We start from the raw sequence: 19,399 nt of genomic DNA, 5'->3' as shown, positions 1-19,399 counted from the left end.
GCGCCGGCATGATGAGGGCCTGTCCCGGATGACCGGGACAGGCCCTTTTTCATGCAAGCCTCTGGCTGGTGCCGGGCCTGGGTGGATCAGCCACCCGAGCCGCCGCCGCCGCCCGAACCGCCACCACCGCCCGAGCCGCCACCACCGCCGCCGCCAAGCTGCGACGGCGCCTGCGTGCCGGGAACACCAGCCTGCGGGTTTGTCGGGCCGCCGGCGGTGCCGACAGGCGCCGAGGGGGAGGCGGCCATGCCGGGAACGCCCGCGCCCTGGTTAGGGGCAACACCAGTCGGTGCGCGCGGGGTCGGGGCCGTGCTGGTCTGCGCCATCGCCGGCCCGGCGATGAGGCCGGCGGCCAGAGCAAGTGCGAGACTGACTTTCTTCATTGTGTTCTCCTGAACCTGGGTGATCTCCCCCAGACCAACGCGGCCTTCCGGCCCCGGTTTCTTGGAACGGATCACTTGCACGAAGAGGCGCCGGGCATGCTGGGCGCCTTCTGGGCGTCGCCGCGGCCGTGATGGGCGGTCAGTGCTGTGGCATTCTCCGCGACGCCGTGCGGCGACGTCGCAGGCGCCGTTGACGGAGCGAAGGACCAGGATGACGGCTGCGATGAAAGCGGCGCCGGAGATAGCGCTGATAGAGCGCGCGGCACTCAATGCCGTGCCCGCGCCGCGGGTCGCGTGGGATGGGCCCTTTGTGCTGCGCGTCTTCCTCGGCGGCACGGGGCGGGCGAATGCGGCCTGCTCGCTGGATCCGGCAGACGACCCGGAGTTAACCGCGCGGGTGGATCGGATCGAGGCGCACTACGCCCGGCTGGGGATGACCTGCCGCTTCCGCTCAACCCCCTTGGATCCGCCCGGGCTGCTGCCGCTGCTGGAGGCGCGCGGCTACCGAGAGGCGGATGGGGCGCTGGTGATGGCCGGAGCCGTACCGCCTGTGGAGGAGGCGGGGGCGGCATGGTCGGAAGGGCCAGGGGCGGAGTGGCTCTCCGTGCTGGCAACGGCCGAGCACCAGGGCCCTGCCCGGCGCGCCGAAAAGGAGCAGGCGGTACCGCTGATGGCCCGTCCCGCGACTTGGCTGGTGCTCCGGGAGAACGGGGCGGCCGCCGCTTGCGGGCATGCCGTGGCCGATGGCGATCTGTGTGGGCTGTTCGACCTGGCTGTGCGGCCGGAGTTCCGTCGGCACGGGCTGGGGCAGCGCCTGTTGGGCGCACTGGCCGGCTGGGGAGCGTCACAAGGGGCTTCGCTGTGCTGGCTGCAGGTATCGCCGGAGAATGCGCCTGCGCGACGCCTGTATGAGCGTGCAGGCTTCGTCGAACTCTATCGGTACCGGTATTTCTTGAAGGGGTAGCGGGACGCCTTAGTCCCCTGGAGGCCGGGAAGACGTCCTTCCCCGCCGTTTCTCAGTCGGGCCTCAACCTGGCCGGAAAATTTCCCGCACCGGAAATCTTAGCCGTTTTTCGGAAATATTACGGCATCAGCAGGCTGCTTCCGGTGGTCTTTCTTGATTCCAAGGCACGATGCGCTTCACCGGCATCCTTGAGCGGGAAGGTCTGGTTGACCTCGATCTTCACCTTGCCGCTGCGCACCACCGCGAACAGATCGTCCGACATCGCGAGCAGATCGGCGCGCTTTGCGGTGTGGGTGGCAAGGGTCGGGCGGGTCACGAAGAGGCTGCCCTTGGCGGCGAGAATCCCAATATCGACACCCGTAACCGGACCGGAGGCGTTGCCGTATGAAACGAGGAGGCCGAAGGGAGCGAGGCAGTCGAGCGAGGCGGTGAAGGTGTCGCGGCCGATGCTGTCATAGACGACCGGCAGCCGGGCGCCGTGGGTGATCTCGCTGACGCGGGCGGCGATGTCGTCGGTCGAGAGGATGACGTGGTCGCAGCCATGGGCGCGGGCGATCTCGGCCTTCGCCTCGGAACCGACGGTGCCGATGACGGTGGCGCCCAAGGCCTTGGCCCATTGCGCGAGGATCAGGCCAACGCCGCCGGCAGCCGCATGGACGAGGATGGTCTCGCCCGCCTGCAGCTTATGGGTGCGGCGGAGCAGGTACTGGGCGGTGAGGCCCTGGAGCATCATCGCGGCTGCGGTTTCGGAGGGGATGTCGTCCGGCAGCTTCACCAGCACGTCTGCGCGGATGGTGCGAAGCTGCGAATAGGCGCCGATCGGACCCATGGCATAGGCGACGCGGTCGCCCGGCTTCAGATCCTCTACCCCTTCGCCCACCGCTTCCACCGTGCCCGCGGCTTCCATGCCGATAACGGCTGGGAGGGAGGGCACCTTGTAGAGGCCGGTGCGGAAATAGATGTCGATGAAGTTGAGCCCGACCGCTGCATGGCGCACCAGCGCCTCGCCGGGCTTCGGGCTGGGAACAGGGACCTCCTCCCAGACCAGCTTCTCCGGGCCGCCGGTCTCATGGAGGCGGATGGCATGGTTCATCGACGAGGTTCCTAGAGCGCTTCGGGTACGCGTGTCGCGCGGCCCGTTTGCAGGAAGGTGGAAGGTTGGTCCAGCAGGTCGGGGCTGGCCGGATCAGCACCGCGGCTACGGCGTTCGAGGGAGAGGAGCCAGCGCTTGGTGGCGATGCCGCCCTCGCCTGAATAGCCGCCGATGGTGCCGCCGGCACCGATCACGCGGTGGCAGGGGATGATGATCGGGATCGGGTTCGCGCCATTGGCACCGCCGATGGCGCGGGAGGCGGTGCCGAGGATGCGGGCGAGATCGGCATAGCTGCGCGTCTCGCCATGGGGGATGTCGCGCAGCGCCTGCCAGACACGCTGGCGGAAGGGGCTGCCCATGGGATTCAGCGGCAGGTCGAAGGAGGTGCGGAGGCCGTCCATGTAGTCCTGCAACTGGTCGGCCGCGCGGCGGAGGAGGGGGGTCTCCTCGCGGTCGCGGCCTTGCCCCCAGTCGAGGGCGACGATGGCACCGTCCTCCTCGGAAAGGGTGACGGTGCCGAGTGGGGTGTGGAGAAAGGTCTGGGGCATGGGTTTGGCCTGGCGGCATTCGTCGGTCGCCTGAGGCTCCACGTCAAGCGCCGGGTTTGCAGTAGGGTGCTGCTGAGCCATGAGGGCTCGATTGCCGACCGCGGCGGCTTTACATCCGCGGGCTGTCCCTTCCCTCTCCTTCTTCGGGATAACCAGCCTTGTCCGACACGCCGCTTCCAGTTTCACGTGAAACAGCTCCCGGTTCGCCCGTAGCCGATCCCCCCCCCTGGTTCGACGTGCATCTGTTCGTCTGCACGAACCGCCGTCCCAACGGGCACCGGCGCGGCTCCTGCGCTGCGCGCGGCAGCGAACCGCTGCGGGACTACATGAAGGCACGGGCAAAAGAGTTAGGCCTCAAGCGGGTGCGGGTGAACAGCGCAGGTTGCCTGGATCGCTGTGAGTTCGGGCCGACCATGGTGATCTATCCCGAAGGTGTCTGGTACCGCGCCGACACGCCCGAGGACATCGACGAAATCCTGACGGTGCATGTGCGCGACCGCGGGCGCGTGCCCCGGCTGATGCTGACCGAGAAGCACCAGGTGCCGAAGGAGCCGAAGCCGAAAGACGCGGCGCGCAGCGCCTAGGGCATCAAGTGGATACGATCTTCGCCCTGGCCACCGCGCCGGGGCGCGCGGCCATTGCCGTCATGCGGCTGTCCGGCCCCGGAAGCCGGGATGTGCTGGCGGGGTTGTGCGGCCGGGTGCCGGCCCCGCGCCGCGCCTCCGTGCGGCGACTACGGGCTGCAGAGGGGGCGGTGCTGGACGAGGCGCTGGTGCTGTGGATGCCTGGACCAGCATCCTATACCGGCGAGGATTCGGCCGAGCTTCACCTGCATGGCGGGGCGGCCGTGGTCGAGGGCGTGGGGGCCGCGCTGGTGGCGCTGGGCGCACGTCCCGCCGAGCCCGGCGAGTTCACCCGCCGGGCGGTATTGAACGGCCGCATGGACCTGACCGCCGCCGAGGGCGTCATCGACCTGATCGAGGCCGAGACGGCGGCCCAGGCGCGCCAGGCGCTCCGCCTGGCGGGCGGCGGGTTGGCCGCGCTGTGCGATAGGTGGAGCGACCGCCTAGCCGGGCTGCTGGCACGGCAGGAGGCGCTGATCGAGTTCGAGGATGAGGGGCTGCCCGGACCACTGGAGGACCAGGTGCTGGCCGGCCTACGTGCGCTGACTGCGGAGATGACGGCGCGGATCGAGGAGGATGCGGGCGGGGAGCGGGTCCGGGCCGGGCTTGATGTTGCCATCCTCGGGGCGCCGAATGCGGGGAAATCCTCGCTGCTGAACGCACTCGTAGGACGGGAGGCGGCGATCGTCTCGGCGCGGGCGGGGACGACGCGGGACATCGTGGAGGCCCGGATCGTGCTCGCCGGGCTGCCGGCGGTGCTGGCAGATACGGCCGGGCTGCGGGAGGCGGGCGACGAGATTGAAGCCGAGGGAGTGCGCCGGGCGCTGCACCGGGGGGAGGGAGCAGATCTGGTGATCACCGTCTTCGCCGGGGATGCCGCGCCGGATGAGGCGACGCTCGATCTCGTCACGCGGAGGGACTGCCTGGTTGTTGCTAGCAAGGCCGATCTGGGCTTGGCGCCGGGGCTGCCCGCGGACGCCATCTCCGTCTCCGCACGGACTGGCGAGGGGCTGGACCAACTGCGCGCCCGGTTGGAGGAGGAGGCAGCACGGCTGGCGCCAGCATCGGGCGCGGCGCTGCTGACCCGTCCCCGGCATCGTGCCGCCATCCGGGACGCACTGTCCTGGCTGTGCGAGGCGGAGGAGGCGGCCCTGCCGGAGTTGCGGGCGGACGGGCTGCGGGAGGCGTTGCGGGCGCTCGGGCGGCTCACCGGGCGGGTCGGGGCCGAGGCGATCCTGGACCGTGTTTTCGCCGAGTTCTGCATCGGGAAGTGACCCGGTCGGGCGGTGGCGGTATAGGCGCGCCATGGGGTGCGAATTCGATGTGGTGGTGGTGGGCGGCGGGCATGCGGGGGCCGAGGCGGCCGCCGCGGCGGCGCGTTGCGGCGCGCGTACGTTGCTGCTGACGCACCGGATCGACCGGCTGGGCGAGATGTCCTGCAATCCGGCGATCGGAGGCGTGGGGAAGGGCCATCTGGTGCGCGAGGTGGATGCGCTGGATGGGTTGATCGGCCGGGCGGCGGATGCCGCAGGCATTCACTTTAAGCTGCTGAACCGCAGCAAGGGACCGGCGGTGCGTGGCCCCCGGGCCCAGGCCGACCGGGCGCTGTACCGCCGTGCCATTCGGGCACTGCTGGAGGCGACGCCGGGGCTCACCATTCGAGAGGGTGTCGTGGAGGGGCTGGAGCGTGGCCGGGACGGCGGCGTGGACGCCGTCCTCACCGGGGATGGCGCGCGAATCGCTTGCGGCGCCGTGGTGGTAACGGCGGGCACCTTCCTCCGAGGCGAGATCCATCTGGGGCCGGAGCGGCAGCCCGCCGGCCGTCATGGCGACCCGGCCTCAGTGGGGCTGGCCCTGGCGCTCGTCGGGATGGGCCTGCCGGTGCGTCGGCTGAAGACCGGGACGCCGCCCCGGCTGGACGGGCGCACCATCGACTGGGGCGCGGTGGAGCCGCAGCCGGGGGACGACCCCGCCGAGCCGCTGTCCTGGATGACGGACCGGATCACCACACCTCAGGTGGAATGCGGGATCACGGCGACCACGCCCGAGACCCACGCTATCATCCGCGCCAACCTGGACCGTGCCCCGGTGCATAGCGGGCAGATCCAGGGGACGGGGCCACGCTACTGCCCCTCCATCGAGGACAAGGTGGTCCGCTTCGCCCAGCGGGAGCGGCACCAGATCTTCCTGGAGCCGGAGGGGCTGGACGACCCCACCGTCTATCCGAACGGGATTTCCACCAGTCTTCCGCGGGACGTGCAGGAAGCGGTGGTGGCCAGCATCCCCGGCCTGTCCCGCGCGCGAATCCTGCGGCACGGCTACGCCATCGAATACGACCACCTCGACCCCCGCGCCTTGAAGCCAGGGCTGGAGGTCCGGAGCGTGCCGCGGCTGTTCCTGGCCGGGCAGGTGAACGGGACCACAGGTTATGAGGAGGCGGCGGCGCAGGGGCTCCTGGCCGGGGTGAATGCGGCTCACCGGGCCGGGGGTGGGCAGGAGCCGCGGGTGCTGCTGCGGACAGAAGCCTATGCCGGCGTGCTGGTGGACGACCTGGTCACCCAGGGGGTGACGGAGCCCTATCGGATGCTCACCGCTCGGGCGGAGCACCGGCTGCGGCTGCGAGCCGATAATGCCGGGCTTCGATTGACGGAGCGCGGTCTGGAATGGGGCTGCGTCGGGTCCGAACGGGCGGCGCGGCACCGGGCCTTCGCCCAGGCAGTGGCGGACGCGCTCGGGCGGGCAAGGGCCTCCGTGGCAACGCCGGCAGCGCTGGCCTTGGCAGGCATCGCGGTGAACCAGGACGGCGTGCCGCGCTCCCTGCTGGAGGTGATGGCGCTGCCTGCCGCTGCCGGACCAGCGCTGGAGGCGGCCTTCCCCTGGCTGCGGGACCTGCCGCGTGGGGTACGGGAGCAGTTGGAGACGGAGGCGCTCTATGCCCCCTATCTCTCCCGTCAGGCGGCGGAGTTCGCCGCGCTGGAGCGAGAGGAAAGGCTGCCGATACCGGAGGATGTGGACTTCGCCTCCATCGCAGGCCTGTCCACTGAGATGCGCCAGCGGCTGGAGGCGGCGCGGCCGGCGACCCTCGGCTCGGCAGGGCGGGTGCCGGGGGTGACCCCGGCAGCACTGGTGGCCCTGGCCGGCCATCTCCGGCGCGTGCAGCCGCAGGTCCGCGCGGTGGCCCGATGAAGCTCCCCCCTCCGATCGTTTCACGTGAAACGACCGATCAGCTTGAGAACTTCCTGTCGCTGCTGCTGCGCTGGAACGCCCGGATCAATCTGGTGGCGGAGCGCGACGCGGAGACGCTGCGGGCGCGGCACATCGCCGATTCGCTCCAGCTCCTGCCGCTGCTGCCGCCCGGCGACGGTGTAGCGGCGGATCTGGGAACCGGCGGCGGCTTTCCCGGGCTGATTCTGGCCATCGCCGACACCGCGCGCCCGTGGCATCTGGTGGAATCCGACCGGCGCAAGGCTGCCTTCCTCACGGCGGCCTCCGCGGAACTCGGACTGCGGCATGTGACAGTGCATACCGCGCGGATCGAGACCGTGGCGCTGCCGCCGCTGGCCGTGCTCACGGCGCGCGCCCTCGCGCCGCTGGCGGTGTTGCTAGGGCATGCGGCGAGAATGCTGGCGCCAGGGGGTGTGGCGGTGTTTCCCAAAGGGCGGACGGCTGCGGCCGAATTGACCGCGGCGAGTGCGGATTGGACAATGGACACAGAGTGCTTCGAGAGCCGGACCGATCCGGGCGCCACCATCCTTCGAATGACGGGAATTCGCCGTGTCGGGCCCTGACCGCCCCAGCCAGCCGCGTGCCGCCTCCCAGGCAACGCGGCGCATCGCCCTCGCCAACCAGAAAGGCGGCGTAGGAAAGACCACGACGGCCATCAACCTGGCGACGGCCCTTTCCACCACCAAGCGTGTGCTGCTGCTGGACATGGACCCGCAGGGCAACGCCTCAACCGGCCTCGGCATTCCGCGCAACGAGCGCGGCATCGGCAGCTATGCGCTGCTGGTAGGCGACAAGCCGCTGTCGGAGCTGATCCGCCCGAGCAAGATCCCGGGACTTGACCTGCTGCCCGCCGACAACGACTTGGCCGGCGCCGAGATCGAGATGGTCGGCATGGAGGATCGCGAGCGGCGGCTGGCCAAGGCGCTGGACCGAGACCAGGGGACGTTGGCGCGCTACGATTACCTGCTGATCGACTGCCCGCCCTCGCTTGGCCTGCTGACGCTGAATGCACTCGTCGCATCCCAATCCGTGCTGGTGCCGCTGCAGACCGAGTTCTTCGCCCTTGAGGGGATCTCCCAGATGGCGCGGACAGTGGAGCGGGTGAAGCGGCTCAATCCAGGACTGGCGCTGGACGGGATCGTCCTGACCATGTTCGACCGGCGCAACAACCTCTCCGAACTTGTCGCGCGCGACGTGCGGAGCTTCTTCAAGGACCGGGTGTACGACACGGTGATCCCCCGCAATATCCGCGTCTCCGAGGCGCCGTCCCATGGCCTGCCGGTACTGCTCTATGACGTGCGCTCGGCCGGCGCCCAGGCCTATATCAAGCTCGCCGGGGAACTGCTGAAGCGCGACCGGGCACGGACCCGCGCCGCCAAGGAAGGCGCGAAGGAGGGCGCGGCATGAGGAAGCCCACCCGTCTCGGTATGGGGCTCTCAGCGCTGCTCGGGGATGACCAGGGCACGGCGCTGGCGGCCACCACCCCCCAGAACCTACCGGTGGAGGCGCTGGAGCCCGGCCCCTTCCAGCCACGCGGCCCGATGGACGAGGAGGCGCTGGCGGAGCTGACGGCTTCCGTGCGCGAGCACGGCGTGCTGCAGCCGATCCTGGTGCGGCCAAAGCCGGGCGCGGCCGGCGTCTACCAGATCATCGGCGGCGAACGGCGCTGGCGGGCAGCCCAGGGCGCTAAGCTTCATGAGGTGCCGGTGGTGGTGCGCGAGTTCGACGACCGCGAGGCCATGGCAGCCGGGCTCGTTGAGAACCTGCAGCGCGAGGACCTGAATGCGCTGGAGGAGGCGGAGGGCTATCGCCGCCTTGCCGAGGAATTCGGGCTAAAGGCCGATGCCCTGGGCAATGCTGTGGGCAAGAGCCGAAGCCATGTGGCCAACACCATGCGCCTGCTGGCCCTGCCGGCGGGCGTCCGGCAGATGCTCGGACGCGGCAGCCTCACGGCGGGCCATGCGCGCGCGCTACTGACCTCGCCCGATCCGGTCCGGCTGGCCGAGCTGGTGGTGACACGCGGCCTCAACGTGCGCCAGACCGAGGCGCTGGCAGCCGCTGCCGACCGGCCGCGGGCAGCGCGGCGGCAGCAGGATGCCGAGACGCGGGCGCTGGAGCGGGAGCTGTCCGAGCGGCTGGGGCTGCGCATATCGATCGAGCATCGCGGCAAGTCCGGCAAGGTCACCATCGCATACCGTGACTTGGACCAGCTCGACGGTGTCGTGCGGCTTCTGCAGGGCTGAAAGGGCAGCGCGTCCGGGGAAAGGCTTGGGTCGCCTCCGGATGACCCAGCACCGGGCCTTGCTGCCTGGAGGCTTGCGGTGCGGCCGTTTCTTCGCCGGCGCCGACTGACACAGCCTGCCGCGGGCCGGGTCCTAGCCGCGCCGCGCCAGGATCGCAGATTGCCGCGCCAGGGTCAGCAGCGCCGAGCGCGCCAGGGCTGAATCCGGCATGGGCCGCCCGGTGCCGCCGGACTTGCTCTGGCGCTCGGCCTCCAGCAGCACGGCCAGCACGGCTTCCAGCGCATCCGGGCGCCAGATCCGCAGCGCCTTCTCAAAGCCGGCTTTGCTCCGGAAGAAGACGGGTGGGTGCAGGGCCTGCATCCCGGCGATGGAAGCCAAGTGCAGGCGCTGCACATGCCGCAGCAGCGCGCGGATGACCTGTACCGGGTTGGCGCCCTCGGACATGGCCGACTCCAGCGCTCGGTCGGCAATGGCTACCTCGCCGGCCGTGGCGGCGATCAGCGCCTCGTCCAGTTCCAGTGCGGAGCCATCGCCGATGCAGGCGAGGACATCCTCTTCCGCCAGCCGCCCTCCCGGCCCGGCATAAAGGGCCAGCTTCTCCAGCTCCCGCCGCAGAGTCTGGCGATCATCGCCCAGCCGTCCGGCCAGCCAAGCGATGGCCGCGGGTTCCGCAGTGACGCCATTCTCCTTCAGCAGGGCGGCGATGGTGGCGGAAAGCTCGGCGCCGCGTTCGCGATAGCAGGCGATGGAGGCCGCACGGGCATGGGCCTCTGCCAGTTGGCGAAGCTTGGACCGGGCGGGAAGCTCCCCGGCCTCGATGATAATGAGCGTGTCGCCCGTGGACTCCAGAACGTCCCGCAGGGGGGCGGCGAGCGCGTCGGTGGCATCGCGGATGCGGATGACGCGCCGGCCACCGGTGAGGGCCATGGCGGCGGCCTCGCCGGAGAGGGTACCGGGCCGGGCGGCGGCGTCCCGGGGCAGCTCCGCCACGCGGAAGGGGTCGTTGCCCGGGGCGATGGCCTCCTGCAGCGCATCCGCCCGCTCCCGTGCCAGCCCGCCATCCTCGCCATGTAGAAGGACGGCGCGGGTGTTGCCGGGGTCCTTCAGGAAGGCGGGAAGGCGGCGGGCGTCCAGCTTAGCCATGTGCGGCTCAGGCCGCCGGGTTCTCGCGGAAAGCGAGGGCAAGGCGCAGCACGATGTCCTCCGCGACCATCTCCACGAGGCGTCGCTCGGCCGCCTCGCTGCTGACGATGGAGGCGAAGTACTCGTTCTCGATAATGTTGTAGGAATCGACGGCGCGGGCGGTGCCGTTGGCGATAGGCTGGGCCGGCACGGAAATGGTCTGAAGCGCCCAGGGGGCCGACATGACCATGCGAACGCGACTCGCGGAACCATCCCGGCGGTAGCCCTGGGCCTCATAGGCCGGGAGGAGGCTGACATTCAGCTCGTAGCGGGCCGCCGGCGCTGTCCGGTCCCGGGCGGCCAGGCGGCGCTGCAGGGCCTGGTGGAGGAGCTGACCGTTGCGGCCATAGGTACGGCCGATCCGCACCGCAGCCAGCTGCCGCCCGATATCAGAGCCAAGCTCCTCGGCCGTGGGCGGAGCATTCAACGGGCGGAAGCCGCAGCCGGTCAGGGCGACCCCCAGCCCGGCCAACAGGCCGCGCCGGGATAGGACCCGTGCAGGCACCCCGGCGGGGTGCTCAGACGACGAAGTTGACGACGCGGCCTGGGACATGGATGCGCTTCCGGATGGGCTTGCCGGCAATGGCACGCTGCACATTCTCCTCCGCCTCGGCCGCCGCGAGCAACTCCGCCTCGGGAATGCCGATGGGAACCGAGAGGGTCGCGCGCAGCTTGCCGAGCACCTGCACGGCGATGGTCATGCTGTCGGCCGCCAGCAGGGCGGGATCGGCCTCGGGCCAGGGCATCTCGGCGACCAGCCGGGTGTCGCCCGGATGCAGGACGGACCAGAGTTCCTCGGCCAGATGCGGCATCATGGGCGCGGCAAGCCGGGCCAGAGTGCCGACCGCCTCGCGCTGCGCCTCGACGCCTGCCGGGCTTGCCTCAATGGCATTGGCGAATTCATGCAGCTTGGCCACGGCCACGTTGAAGGCGAAGCTCTCCAGCGCCGCGGTGACGGCCGCGATGGTGCGGTGGGTGGCCTGCATCAACGGGCGGGACTCACCCTCGCCCGTGCGTGCTTCGAGACCGGTGGCCAGGCGCCAGATGCGCTGGACGAAGCGGTGGGCGCCGGCGACGCCCGATTCGCTCCACTCCATGTCCCGCTCCGGCGGGTTGTCGGAAAGGATGAACCAGCGCGCCGTGTCCGCGCCGTAGCGGCCGATGATGGCGCCCGGGTCGACGGTGTTGCGCTTGGACTTCGACATCTTGTCGTTGCGCGAAACCGTCAGCGCGATGCCTGTGCCCTTCTCGACGGCACCGCCCTCTGGGGTGGCCTCCACCTCGTCCGGCGCCAGCCAGCGGCCATCCGGTGCCTTGTAGGAGGCGTGCTGGACCATGCCCTGGGTGAACAGCCCGGCGAAGGGCTCAGGCGTGCCGATCTGGCCCATGCCGTGCAGGGCGCGGGTGAAGAAGCGAGAATAGAGCAGGTGCAAGATCGCGTGCTCGATACCGCCGATATACTGGTCTACCGGCAGCCAGGCATCGGTGGCCTCGCGCTTCAGCGGCGTGGGCGAGTGCGGGGAGCAGAAGCGGGCGAAGTACCAGGAGCTGTCGACGAAGGTGTCGAAGGTGTCCGTCTCGCGCCGCGCCGGCTTTCCGCAGGACGGGCAGCCCACATGCTTCCAGCTCGGATGGTGGTCCAGCGGATTGCCGGGCTTCGAGAAGTCCACATCCTCGGGCAGCTTCAGGGGAAGCTGATCCTTCGGCACGGGGACGATGCCGCAGGCCTCGCAATGGATGACCGGGATGGGGCAGCCCCAGTAGCGCTGCCGGGAAACGCCCCAGTCGCGCAGGCGCCAGTTCACCACCCCCTGCCCCGCCCCCTTGGCCTCCAGCGCCTCGATGGCCGCGCGCTTGCCGGCCTCGCTGCCGAGGCCGTCCAGGAAGCCGGAGTTGAACAGCGTGCCGTCACCCGTCCAGGCGGTCTTGCCGATCGTGAAGCTCGCCGGGTCCTCGCCGGGCGGCAGCACCACCGGCGGCACCGGCAGGCCGTACTTGCGCGCGAAGTCCAGGTCGCGCTGGTCATGCGCAGGGCAGCCGAACAGCGCCCCCGTGCCGTATTCCATCAGCACGAAGTTCGCGATCCAGACCGGGAAGGTCACGCCCTCGATAAAGGGATGCGCGACGCGGAAGCCGGTGTCGTAGCCCTTCTTCTCAGCCTGCTCGATGGCGGCCTCGCTGGTGCCCTGGCTGCGGCATTCGGCGATGAAGGCGCCGGCCTTCCGGTCCCGCGCAGCGGCCGCGGCGGCGAGCGGATGCTCGGCGGCGACAGCCAGGAAGGACATGCCGTAGAGCGTGTCCGGGCGGGTGGTGAAGACCTCCACCTCGCTCAGCCCCGCGGCAGGCTCAGCCAGCGGGAAGCGCAGGCGGGCGCCCTCGCTCCGGCCAATCCAATTGGCCTGCATCGTCCGCACACGCTCGGGCCAGCGGTCCAGCGTGTCCAGCGCCTCCAGCAGCTGCGGGGCGAACTTCGTGATGGCCAGGAACCACTGGGAAAGCTCGCGCTTCTCCACCGGCGCGCCGGAACGCCAGCCCTTTCCGTCGATCACCTGCTCATTCGCCAGCACGGTGCCGTCCACCGGGTCCCAGTTCACCCAGGACTTCCGGCGCTCCACCAGCCCGGCAGCCAGGAAGTCCAGGAACAGCGCCTGCTGCTGGCCGTAATATTCCGGGTCGCAGGTGGCGAATTCGCGCGACCAGTCGAGGCTGAGACCCATACTCTTCAGCTCGGACCGCATGTTCGCGATATTGGCGTAGGTCCAGGCGGCGGGATGGGTACCGCGCTCGCGGGCGGCGTTCTCGGCGGGTAGGCCGAAGGCGTCCCAGCCCATTGGATGCATCACCTCATGGCCGCGGGCGCGCTTGTAGCGGGCCACAACGTCGCCGAGCGTGTAGTTCCGCACATGCCCCATATGGATCTTGCCGGAGGGGTACGGGAACATTTCCAGAACATAGTACTTCGGCTTCGTGCCATCCGGCACGTCCGGTGCGGCGAAGCTGGCGCGGTCTTGCCAGGCCTGCTGCCAGCGGGGCTCGGCGGCGGCGAAGTCGTAGCGGGCGGGGCTGTCGGGCGGGCCGTCGGTCATGGAATGGGCCAGTATGGAACTTGTCTGATGACCTATCCTGATATTCCCCCCGGCGCGGAGTGGGAAGGCCTTGGCGTGGGGAAACCCCGCGGGTGGCACCGGGTTCCTAGGGTTCATCCGAGGAAAGGAGCCCTGAGATGCGGATGGTCCCGATTGCGGTGCTGCTGGTGGCCCTTGCCGGCCTGTCCTCGCCCGTCTCTGCCCAGGCACCAGGAGCCGCGCCAAGCGCCACTTCGATTCCGGCCGGGCATATCCGGGCGGAGCAGCTGATGGATCGCGACGTCTATACCACGGACAATGTCGAGGTCGGCGAAGTCGACGACTTGGTCATCGACCCGGCCCAGGGCCAGGTGACCATGGTCATCATCGAGCTGGAAGGCCGGCTGGGGCTGACCCACCGCCATGTGGCCGTGCCGCTGCAGCGGCTGCGTATCGTGCCAGGCGAGCGGCGGGTGACCATCGACATGGCCTCGGCCGAAATCCGCTCGCTGCCGCCGCTGTCGCGTTAAGCCATGCCCCGGCCGCGCCCGGACGGCGCGGCCGGAAGCCGGCTCCTCAGAGGGAGGCGGACTGGCTGCGCAGCTCGCGGGCGCGGGCGAGGACCTTGTCCTCCAGCTCGGTGCCGGTGGCAGTGGCGACGGCCGCGTCCACCCACATCCCGTTGCGCAGTTCCTGGCGGAAGACGGACACGCGCACGCCGTCCGAACGGAGCTGGCGGCCGAGGATATACGCCGTGGCCCGGAAGCGCTCGCCCGGCGTGGCGGGGGGCGAGTACCAGTCGGTGATGATGACGCCGCCGAAGGGATCGGCCGAGGCGAGCGGCATGAAGGACAGGGTGTCGAGGCTGGCGCGCCACAGATAGGCATTCACCCCGAGCGAGCCGGACTGGTCGCCGGCGCCGCCCTCGCGGTTGCGGCTGCGGTCGGTGCCGAGGATCAGCAGCCCGTCCTGATGCCCGGAGAGGCGGCCGGCAACACGGGCACGGCGGCTGTCATCGTAATACTCGTCGTTCTCCACCGAGCGGCCTTGGCTGCAGGCGGCGATGAGGACGGGCAGCGCAAGGGCTGCGAGGCGGATATGGCGCATGACGCCGGACCTAAGGCGCCGCCGGGCCGGGGCGCAAGTGAGAAAACGCAACTTCCTGCCGATTGCCCTTGCCTGAGGGCACTCGGCACCGGGCTCAAAAGAAAAAGGGGCAGCGGGTTTCCCCGCCGCCCCAATCCATTCGGCCGAAGCCTGATCCGTTGCGGGATCAGAAGGCGACGCGGAAGCCGGCCAGCACCACGGTGGTGTCCGTGGAGTTCAGGACGGGGTTGCCGCCGAAGGCGAAGTTGAAGCCGCGCTCGCGGCGCTCAACCTGGTTGTACTCGGCGAACAGGTCCAGGCCCGGCGCGATGCGGTAGTTGCCGCCCACGGTCCAGCCCGTGTCACGGCGACCGGCCGCAACCGTCTGGCTGCCCGCGGAGAAGGTGCGGGCGAAGTGACCGCCGACCGTGAAGGCGTCAATCGTGTAGGTTGCGCCGACGAGGAAGGAGTCCACGCGACGATCGTCGACGACGGTGGCGCTGCGGCGCTGCAGGGTCGAGAAGCCCGCGTTGCCGTTGCCGCCCGTGTACCAGCCGCCAACCGTGAAGCCGAAGCCGGTGATCGCCGTACCGGCCCACACCATGTCGAGGCGCTCGGCGCCACCACCGATGTTCTTGACCGCATCGGCGCCAATATAGCCGACCGTTGCCGCGAGGCCGACGGGGCCGAAGGACCCGCGCCAGCGCAGGGCGGCCTGGACCTCGTTGCGGCGGCGGTTGCTGCCGCCCACGATCGCGCTCAGGCGATCACAGGTGCTGCCCGCGCCGGCGGCCAGGGTGTCGCAGCCCGACAGGGCGCCTTCCTGGTTGTTGAAGGCGAAGCTGATGCCGGCATCGAGGCCGAAGAACTGCGGCGACAGGTAGATGAGCTTGGTGTTGTCGCCGAGGTCGTTCACGTGATTGAACTGGGCGCGCTGGTTCGAACCGATGACCTGCTGGTTGAGGTCGCCGGAGTCGAGGCCGCCGAGGCCGAAGCCGGTGATGTGGCCGGACTGCAGCTGGGCGATCGCGCCATCTTCGTCACCGAAGCGGATCTGGCCGAAAGTGCCCTGCAGGTAGGCCCAAGCCTCGTCGTACTGCAGGCCGTTCTTGCCGATCGTGCCGGGAACGCGGACGTTGTCGTTCTCGATTTCAAGCGCGACGCCGTAGCGCAGGCCGTTCGCGGCCTTGCCCGAGGCGAGGACGTGGATCTCGATCTCGTTCGAGAAGTCGGACTTGCCGAGGCGAACGTCCGCAGAGTTGTCGCCGTCCTGGTCGGTCCGGTTGTACATCGCCTTGTAGAAACCACCGAGGCGCACTTCGAGAGCGCCGCGCATCGAGGTCAGCGGCGCGCCCAGGCGGGACGAGAAGGCGTCACCACTCAGCGTCTGGGCCGAAGCGCCAACCGGCGCGAAGAGGGCAGCGGCGGCAACGGCCGTGCTGCCAAGAAGAAGCTTGCGCATCCCAAATCCTCCTGACGTGCCGGGAAATCGTCCCGGCGCTTCCTGCGACCCGCCCGCCCCCCTCGGCGGGTCTGCCGTGAAGCCATGCATCCTCATGGATGCACTCCTTCTCGGCCGAGCCCGGGCGGATAATGGTTCATGGCGTTTGGATGCGTCCATCGTGCAATGTCACCGAACGCGACATCCGCGAAACACTGTGTCCGGCTGGCCACAGGCTGTTAGAGCAGCCCCCCGATGGCCGCCCAGCCCGCCGCCCAACAGGGCAGGCGCCGCCGATTCCGCGGGGTCACGCCACCCAGCGCGATGACCGGACGCCCCGCCCGTCGGGCCAGGGCGACCCAGCGCAGGGGACCGAGGGCGGGAGCACCCGGATGGCTGGCCGTGGGAAAGACCGGGGAGAGGATCACGGCATCCGCTCCCAGCCGCCGGGCCCGGGCCAATCCCGCGCGGCCATGGGCGGCGACGGAGAGCAGGGGTCCGCGCCCGCCCCTCCGCGCGAGCAGCACGGGCAGGAGATGTTCCGCCGGCCGCCGGTCCGGCAGGTGAAGCCCGGCCCGGAGCGCCAGCGCGGCACGGCCCCGCCCGGCCAGGAGAAGCACCAGGCGTCGGCGGCGCGCCAGGACGGCCAGGGGCCGGAGCAGCGCCGGGGCCATATCGCGCGCCAGCACGGCGCTGCCCGGCGGCAGGCGGCAGGCGGCGGCGCGGGGGTCCGGCAGGCGGCGCGCATCGCTCAGCAGCCACAACCCCGGCACGGCGCGCGGGCCTCGCGCGTTCCAACCCACCCCGTTCTGCCCTAGCTTCCACAGCCGCATGACCGATCTTCCGCTGCCCGATCCCGCTGCCATCGCCGCGAACCTCGCCCGGATCAAGGCGCGCATCGCCGAAGCCTGCGCGGGAGCCGGGCGCGACCCGGCGGAGGTGACGCTGGTGGCCGTTTCCAAGACCCATCCGGCCGAGGCCGTGCGGGCCGCCCTGGCCGTCGGGCAGGCCGTGTTCGGGGAGAACCGGGTGCAGGAGGCGGCGGGGAAGTTCCCCGGCCTGCGGGCGGAGCACCCCGCTCTCCGCCTGCACATCATCGGCGGGCTGCAGACCAACAAGGCGCGGGATGCGGTGCGCGTGGCCGATGTGATCGAAAGCCTGGACCGGCCCCGCCTGGCGCAGGCCATCGCGGAAGCTATCGGCAAGGAGGGGCGGACACCTGATCTGCTCGTGCAGGTGAACACCGGGGCGGAGCCGCAGAAATCCGGCGTGGCGCGGGCCGAGGCCTCCACCTTCCTGCGCGAATGCCGGGAGGAGCATGGGCTGGCCGTCTCCGGCCTGATGTGCATCCCGCCGGAAGGCGAGGACCCGGTGCCGCATTTCCACTTCCTGGCGGAGCTGGCGGCAAAGGAGGGCCTCTCCACCCTCTCCATGGGGATGAGCGGGGATTTCGAGGCGGCGATCGCCTGCGGCGCCACCCAGGTCCGGGTGGGCAGCGCGATCTTCGGTGCACGGTCCTATCCGGCATGAGCGACGCAGCGTCCTGGGACGAACGCTATGGCTCGGGCGGCTTCGCCTTCGGGGCGGCGCCAAACCGCTACCTGGAAGCCCAGGCGGCCCGGCTGCAGCCGGGGATGCGGGCCCTGGCCATCGGGGATGGGGAAGGGCGGAACGGCGTATGGCTCGCAGAGCACAGGCTGTCCGTAACGAGCGTCGACTGGTCCGCCACCGGCTTGGCCAAGGCATCCGCCCTGGCGAATGCCCGGGGTGTGCGAATCCAGACCGTGGTGGCGGATCTGGTCACCTGGAACTGGCCGGTGGAGGCCTTCGACCTCGTCGCCTGGATCTTCGTGCACCTGCCGCCGGCGGACCGGGCGGTGGTGGTGGCCCGTGCGGCGGCGGCGCTGGCGCCGGGCGGGCTGCTGGTGCTGGAAGGCTTCACCGCGGCCCAGGAAGGCCGGCGCTCCGGCGGGCCGCGCGATGCGGAACTGCTATGGTCGGCGGCGCTGGTGCGGGAAGGATTCGCGGGGCTTGAGCTGCTGGAATGCCTGGAGGGAACGGTGCTTCTGGATGAAGGGCCCAAGCACCAGGGGCATGCAGAGATTGTGCGGGCCTTGTTGAGGAAGAGGTAAAAGGCCGGAGGGGGGTATCCCCCCGCACCCCCATCTATTTTTATCCTTTTGCCGAGGCGGCGAGCCAGCCGCCGCCCACAACCAGCCCCGCAGCGACGGCAATGCGCGGGCCGAGCGTGCCCTCACCGGCCAGAAGCAGCAGCAGGGTGGAGGCCACCGGCATCGCATAGGCCAACGTGCCCAGCAGCCGCGGATCGCCCCGCTTCATGCCGATGTCCCAGAGGAAAAAGGCGGCGCCGACCGGGCCAAGCCCCAGGACCAGCGCCGATGCCAGCTCCCGCATGCCCGGGACGACCGTGGTCTCGAAGGCCAGATGGGCCGCGGCGGCGAGGACGGCGGAAGCGAGGCAGAAGCCCGCCACCGCCTCCGTCGGCACGGCAGCCAGGCGCCGGGCGGTGACGGAATAGACGGCCCAGACCAGGGCTGCCGCCGCCGCGCAGAGGAAGCCGGGCGTGGCACCGGGCGGGAAGGCGGCGCCGGGCCCCACCACCAGGACGCAGCCGAGGAAGCCGAGCGCCACCCCCGCCAGCCGCCGCGGCCCGAGGCGCAGGCCCAGGATGGGGGCCGAGAGCAGCACGATCAGCAGCGGCCAGAGATAGTTGATGAGGTTCGCCTCGACCGGCGGCGCCCAGGCCACGGCCGCGAAATAGAGCGCGTGATAGCCGAACAGCCCCCCCACGCCATGGATCCAGGCGATCGGCGGCTGGCGCAGGGCGGCGAGTTGGCCCCGCGCGGCGAGCCAGGCGGAGGCGAGGATCCCGGCGGTGCCGAAGGCCATGGCCGTCACCTGCAGCGGCGGCAGCCCGGAGGCACCGCGGGCGAGCAGGGCGAGGAAGGCCCAGAGAAGCAGCGCGCCGAGGCCGCAGAGGGTCGCGCGGCTCATCGGGCGGGCCGCGCAACCGGGGAGTGGGGGGCGCGTTGCCCCCGCGTCCCGCCGGGGCTGTCCGGCGCCGCCATGGCATAGGAGTTGATCACGGTGGGCTTCCTGATTCGAACGGCGATCACGGCCGTCGCCTTCTACATCGCCGCGAACCTCGTGACCGGGATCTACTTTCCTAGCCTCATGAACCTGATCATCGCGGCCATCATCTTCGGCGTGGTGAATGCGGTCATCCGGCCGATCGTGGCAACGCTGTCGCTGCCGCTGACCGTGCTGACCCTCGGGCTGTTCACCCTGGTGGTGAATGCGCTGATGCTGGCGCTGACGGCGCTGCTGATGCCGGGGATGCGGATCACCAGCTTCTGGGCGGCCTTCGTCGGCGCGGTCGTCATCTGGATCGTCTCCTGGCTCGCCAACAAGCTGGTGGGGGATCGCCACTCGGCGGTGGCGCGGTAGCGGCCGGCGCCGCGGCCCCGATCCGGCTCGGCCCGATTCGCAGAAATCCCCACTTCGCGCGCCAGGTCCGGGCCCGCT

At 70.4% G+C, this 19,399-nt stretch carries 21 protein-coding genes; 11 read left to right on the top strand and 10 right to left on the bottom strand.

Annotated features, from left to right (window positions below; all coding sequences use genetic code 11):
• Positions 1–86: 86 nt before the first annotated feature.
• A complete protein-coding gene (locus GSE44_RS25255) occupies positions 87–383 on the bottom strand; it encodes a hypothetical protein (RefSeq protein ID WP_201305950.1) in 297 nt (98 codons plus the stop codon).
• A 223-nt stretch (positions 384–606) separates the two neighbouring features.
• Between GSE44_RS25255 and GSE44_RS26170 the strand changes: the two genes are divergently transcribed.
• Positions 607–1,347 (top strand): GNAT family N-acetyltransferase, encoded by a 741-nt coding sequence (locus tag GSE44_RS26170; protein WP_159347883.1) that lies wholly within the window; start codon positions 607–609, stop codon positions 1,345–1,347.
• A gap of 118 nt (positions 1,348–1,465) precedes the next feature.
• Here the strand turns inward: GSE44_RS26170 and GSE44_RS05990 are convergent, their stop codons facing one another.
• Positions 1,466–2,440, bottom strand: coding sequence for a quinone oxidoreductase family protein (locus GSE44_RS05990; RefSeq protein WP_159347882.1), 975 nt, complete (start codon positions 2,438–2,440; stop codon positions 1,466–1,468).
• A gap of 11 nt (positions 2,441–2,451) precedes the next feature.
• The gene (locus tag GSE44_RS05985; RefSeq protein WP_159347881.1) at positions 2,452–2,988 is read right to left on the bottom strand and encodes a methylated-DNA--[protein]-cysteine S-methyltransferase; all 537 of its coding nucleotides are present in this window, start codon (positions 2,986–2,988) and stop codon (positions 2,452–2,454) included.
• 158 nt (positions 2,989–3,146) lie between these two features.
• Here GSE44_RS05985 and GSE44_RS05980 point away from each other — a divergent pair, with 158 nt between their 5' ends.
• The 6 genes from GSE44_RS05980 to GSE44_RS05955 are packed head-to-tail and all read left to right on the top strand — an operon-like array spanning position 3,147 to position 9,079.
• Complete coding sequence (locus GSE44_RS05980) at positions 3,147–3,572, top strand: (2Fe-2S) ferredoxin domain-containing protein (RefSeq protein WP_159347880.1); 426 nt, start codon at positions 3,147–3,149, stop codon at positions 3,570–3,572.
• 8 nt (positions 3,573–3,580) lie between these two features.
• On the top strand, positions 3,581–4,885 hold the full coding sequence (gene mnmE, locus GSE44_RS05975) for a tRNA uridine-5-carboxymethylaminomethyl(34) synthesis GTPase MnmE (RefSeq protein ID WP_159347879.1): 1,305 nt from the start codon (positions 3,581–3,583) through the stop codon (positions 4,883–4,885).
• A gap of 31 nt (positions 4,886–4,916) precedes the next feature.
• Positions 4,917–6,797, top strand: a complete 1,881-nt coding sequence (gene mnmG, locus GSE44_RS05970; protein ID WP_159347878.1) for a tRNA uridine-5-carboxymethylaminomethyl(34) synthesis enzyme MnmG — start codon at positions 4,917–4,919, stop codon at positions 6,795–6,797.
• On the top strand, positions 6,794–7,399 hold the full coding sequence (gene rsmG, locus GSE44_RS05965) for a 16S rRNA (guanine(527)-N(7))-methyltransferase RsmG (protein ID WP_159347877.1): 606 nt from the start codon (positions 6,794–6,796) through the stop codon (positions 7,397–7,399). Before mnmG ends, rsmG begins: the two co-directional genes overlap by 4 nt.
• Positions 7,386–8,243 carry a ParA family protein gene (locus GSE44_RS05960; RefSeq protein WP_201305949.1) on the top strand — a complete coding sequence of 286 codons (858 nt, stop codon included), beginning with the start codon at positions 7,386–7,388 and terminating at the stop codon, positions 8,241–8,243. Before rsmG ends, GSE44_RS05960 begins: the two co-directional genes overlap by 14 nt.
• The gene (locus tag GSE44_RS05955) at positions 8,240–9,079 is read left to right on the top strand and encodes a ParB/RepB/Spo0J family partition protein (protein WP_201305948.1); all 840 of its coding nucleotides are present in this window, start codon (positions 8,240–8,242) and stop codon (positions 9,077–9,079) included. The genes GSE44_RS05960 and GSE44_RS05955 overlap by 4 nt, the downstream gene beginning before the upstream one ends.
• A 132-nt stretch (positions 9,080–9,211) precedes the next feature.
• On the opposite strand, the gene holA is transcribed toward GSE44_RS05955, so the two are convergent.
• The 3 genes from holA to leuS are packed head-to-tail and all read right to left on the bottom strand — an operon-like array spanning position 9,212 to position 13,347.
• Positions 9,212–10,222, bottom strand: a complete 1,011-nt coding sequence (gene holA / locus GSE44_RS05950) for a DNA polymerase III subunit delta (protein WP_159347876.1) — start codon at positions 10,220–10,222, stop codon at positions 9,212–9,214.
• Positions 10,223–10,229: 7 nt separating this feature from the next.
• Positions 10,230–10,733 (bottom strand): LPS assembly lipoprotein LptE, encoded by a 504-nt coding sequence (gene lptE / locus GSE44_RS05945; RefSeq protein ID WP_159347875.1) that lies wholly within the window; start codon positions 10,731–10,733, stop codon positions 10,230–10,232.
• 46 nt (positions 10,734–10,779) lie between these two features.
• A complete protein-coding gene (gene leuS, locus GSE44_RS05940; RefSeq protein WP_159347874.1) occupies positions 10,780–13,347 on the bottom strand; it encodes a leucine--tRNA ligase in 2,568 nt (855 codons plus the stop codon).
• A gap of 137 nt (positions 13,348–13,484) precedes the next feature.
• Here leuS and GSE44_RS05935 point away from each other — a divergent pair, with 137 nt between their 5' ends.
• A complete protein-coding gene (locus GSE44_RS05935; RefSeq protein ID WP_159347873.1) occupies positions 13,485–13,856 on the top strand; it encodes a PRC-barrel domain-containing protein in 372 nt (123 codons plus the stop codon).
• A gap of 46 nt (positions 13,857–13,902) precedes the next feature.
• On the opposite strand, the gene GSE44_RS05930 is transcribed toward GSE44_RS05935, so the two are convergent.
• From GSE44_RS05930 to GSE44_RS05920, 3 genes are all read right to left on the bottom strand, one after another.
• Positions 13,903–14,433: a DUF3576 domain-containing protein gene (locus tag GSE44_RS05930; protein ID WP_159347872.1), complete on the bottom strand. Its 531-nt coding sequence runs from the start codon at positions 14,431–14,433 to the stop codon at positions 13,903–13,905.
• A gap of 166 nt (positions 14,434–14,599) precedes the next feature.
• Positions 14,600–15,874 (bottom strand): porin, encoded by a 1,275-nt coding sequence (locus tag GSE44_RS05925; protein WP_159347871.1) that lies wholly within the window; start codon positions 15,872–15,874, stop codon positions 14,600–14,602.
• 218 nt (positions 15,875–16,092) lie between these two features.
• Positions 16,093–16,686 (bottom strand): thiamine phosphate synthase, encoded by a 594-nt coding sequence (locus tag GSE44_RS05920; RefSeq protein WP_159347870.1) that lies wholly within the window; start codon positions 16,684–16,686, stop codon positions 16,093–16,095.
• On the opposite strand from GSE44_RS05920, the gene GSE44_RS05915 reads away from it, so the two are divergent.
• Together GSE44_RS05915 and GSE44_RS05910 are read left to right on the top strand one after the other, a co-directional pair.
• The gene (locus GSE44_RS05915; protein WP_159347869.1) at positions 16,685–17,383 is read left to right on the top strand and encodes a YggS family pyridoxal phosphate-dependent enzyme; all 699 of its coding nucleotides are present in this window, start codon (positions 16,685–16,687) and stop codon (positions 17,381–17,383) included. The genes GSE44_RS05920 and GSE44_RS05915 overlap by 2 nt on opposite strands.
• Positions 17,380–17,985, top strand: coding sequence for an SAM-dependent methyltransferase (locus GSE44_RS05910; RefSeq protein ID WP_159347868.1), 606 nt, complete (start codon positions 17,380–17,382; stop codon positions 17,983–17,985). Before GSE44_RS05915 ends, GSE44_RS05910 begins: the two co-directional genes overlap by 4 nt.
• A gap of 40 nt (positions 17,986–18,025) precedes the next feature.
• Here GSE44_RS05910 and yddG read toward each other — a convergent pair whose 3' ends face one another.
• Positions 18,026–18,868: an aromatic amino acid exporter YddG gene (gene yddG, locus GSE44_RS05905; RefSeq protein ID WP_159347867.1), complete on the bottom strand. Its 843-nt coding sequence runs from the start codon at positions 18,866–18,868 to the stop codon at positions 18,026–18,028.
• Positions 18,869–18,961: 93 nt separating this feature from the next.
• On the opposite strand from yddG, the gene GSE44_RS05900 reads away from it, so the two are divergent.
• Positions 18,962–19,321 (top strand): phage holin family protein, encoded by a 360-nt coding sequence (locus GSE44_RS05900; protein WP_159347866.1) that lies wholly within the window; start codon positions 18,962–18,964, stop codon positions 19,319–19,321.
• Positions 19,322–19,399 lie beyond the last annotated feature (78 nt).

This window comes from Muricoccus harenae, assembly GCF_009848505.1.
In the GTDB taxonomy this organism is placed as follows: Bacteria; Pseudomonadota; Alphaproteobacteria; order Acetobacterales; family Acetobacteraceae; genus Roseomonas; species Roseomonas harenae.
Note: the sequence above shows the minus strand (reverse complement) of the source record. Positions and strands in the feature narration are given on the sequence as shown.

What these genes read in the sequence shown, in the direction of transcription:
- GSE44_RS05915 (WP_159347869.1), top strand. Translation starts at nt 16,685, where the DNA reads ATGACCGATCTTCCGCTGCCCGATCCCGCTGCCATCGCCGCGAACCTC.
- GSE44_RS05935 (WP_159347873.1), top strand. Translation starts at nt 13,485, where the DNA reads ATGCGGATGGTCCCGATTGCGGTGCTGCTGGTGGCCCTTGCCGGCCTG.
- yddG (WP_159347867.1), bottom strand. Translation starts at nt 18,868, where the DNA reads ATGAGCCGCGCGACCCTCTGCGGCCTCGGCGCGCTGCTTCTCTGGGCC.
- GSE44_RS05985 (WP_159347881.1), bottom strand. Translation starts at nt 2,988, where the DNA reads ATGCCCCAGACCTTTCTCCACACCCCACTCGGCACCGTCACCCTTTCC.
- leuS (WP_159347874.1), bottom strand. Translation starts at nt 13,347, where the DNA reads ATGACCGACGGCCCGCCCGACAGCCCCGCCCGCTACGACTTCGCCGCC.
- mnmG (WP_159347878.1), top strand. Translation starts at nt 4,917, where the DNA reads ATGGGGTGCGAATTCGATGTGGTGGTGGTGGGCGGCGGGCATGCGGGG.
- GSE44_RS05910 (WP_159347868.1), top strand. Translation starts at nt 17,380, where the DNA reads ATGAGCGACGCAGCGTCCTGGGACGAACGCTATGGCTCGGGCGGCTTC.
- GSE44_RS05990 (WP_159347882.1), bottom strand. Translation starts at nt 2,440, where the DNA reads ATGAACCATGCCATCCGCCTCCATGAGACCGGCGGCCCGGAGAAGCTG.
- GSE44_RS05925 (WP_159347871.1), bottom strand. Translation starts at nt 15,874, where the DNA reads ATGCGCAAGCTTCTTCTTGGCAGCACGGCCGTTGCCGCCGCTGCCCTC.
- rsmG (WP_159347877.1), top strand. Translation starts at nt 6,794, where the DNA reads ATGAAGCTCCCCCCTCCGATCGTTTCACGTGAAACGACCGATCAGCTT.
- GSE44_RS25255 (WP_201305950.1), bottom strand. Translation starts at nt 383, where the DNA reads ATGAAGAAAGTCAGTCTCGCACTTGCTCTGGCCGCCGGCCTCATCGCC.
- GSE44_RS05955 (WP_201305948.1), top strand. Translation starts at nt 8,240, where the DNA reads ATGAGGAAGCCCACCCGTCTCGGTATGGGGCTCTCAGCGCTGCTCGGG.
- GSE44_RS26170 (WP_159347883.1), top strand. Translation starts at nt 607, where the DNA reads ATGAAAGCGGCGCCGGAGATAGCGCTGATAGAGCGCGCGGCACTCAAT.
- GSE44_RS05920 (WP_159347870.1), bottom strand. Translation starts at nt 16,686, where the DNA reads ATGCGGCTGTGGAAGCTAGGGCAGAACGGGGTGGGTTGGAACGCGCGA.
- holA (WP_159347876.1), bottom strand. Translation starts at nt 10,222, where the DNA reads ATGGCTAAGCTGGACGCCCGCCGCCTTCCCGCCTTCCTGAAGGACCCC.
- GSE44_RS05930 (WP_159347872.1), bottom strand. Translation starts at nt 14,433, where the DNA reads ATGCGCCATATCCGCCTCGCAGCCCTTGCGCTGCCCGTCCTCATCGCC.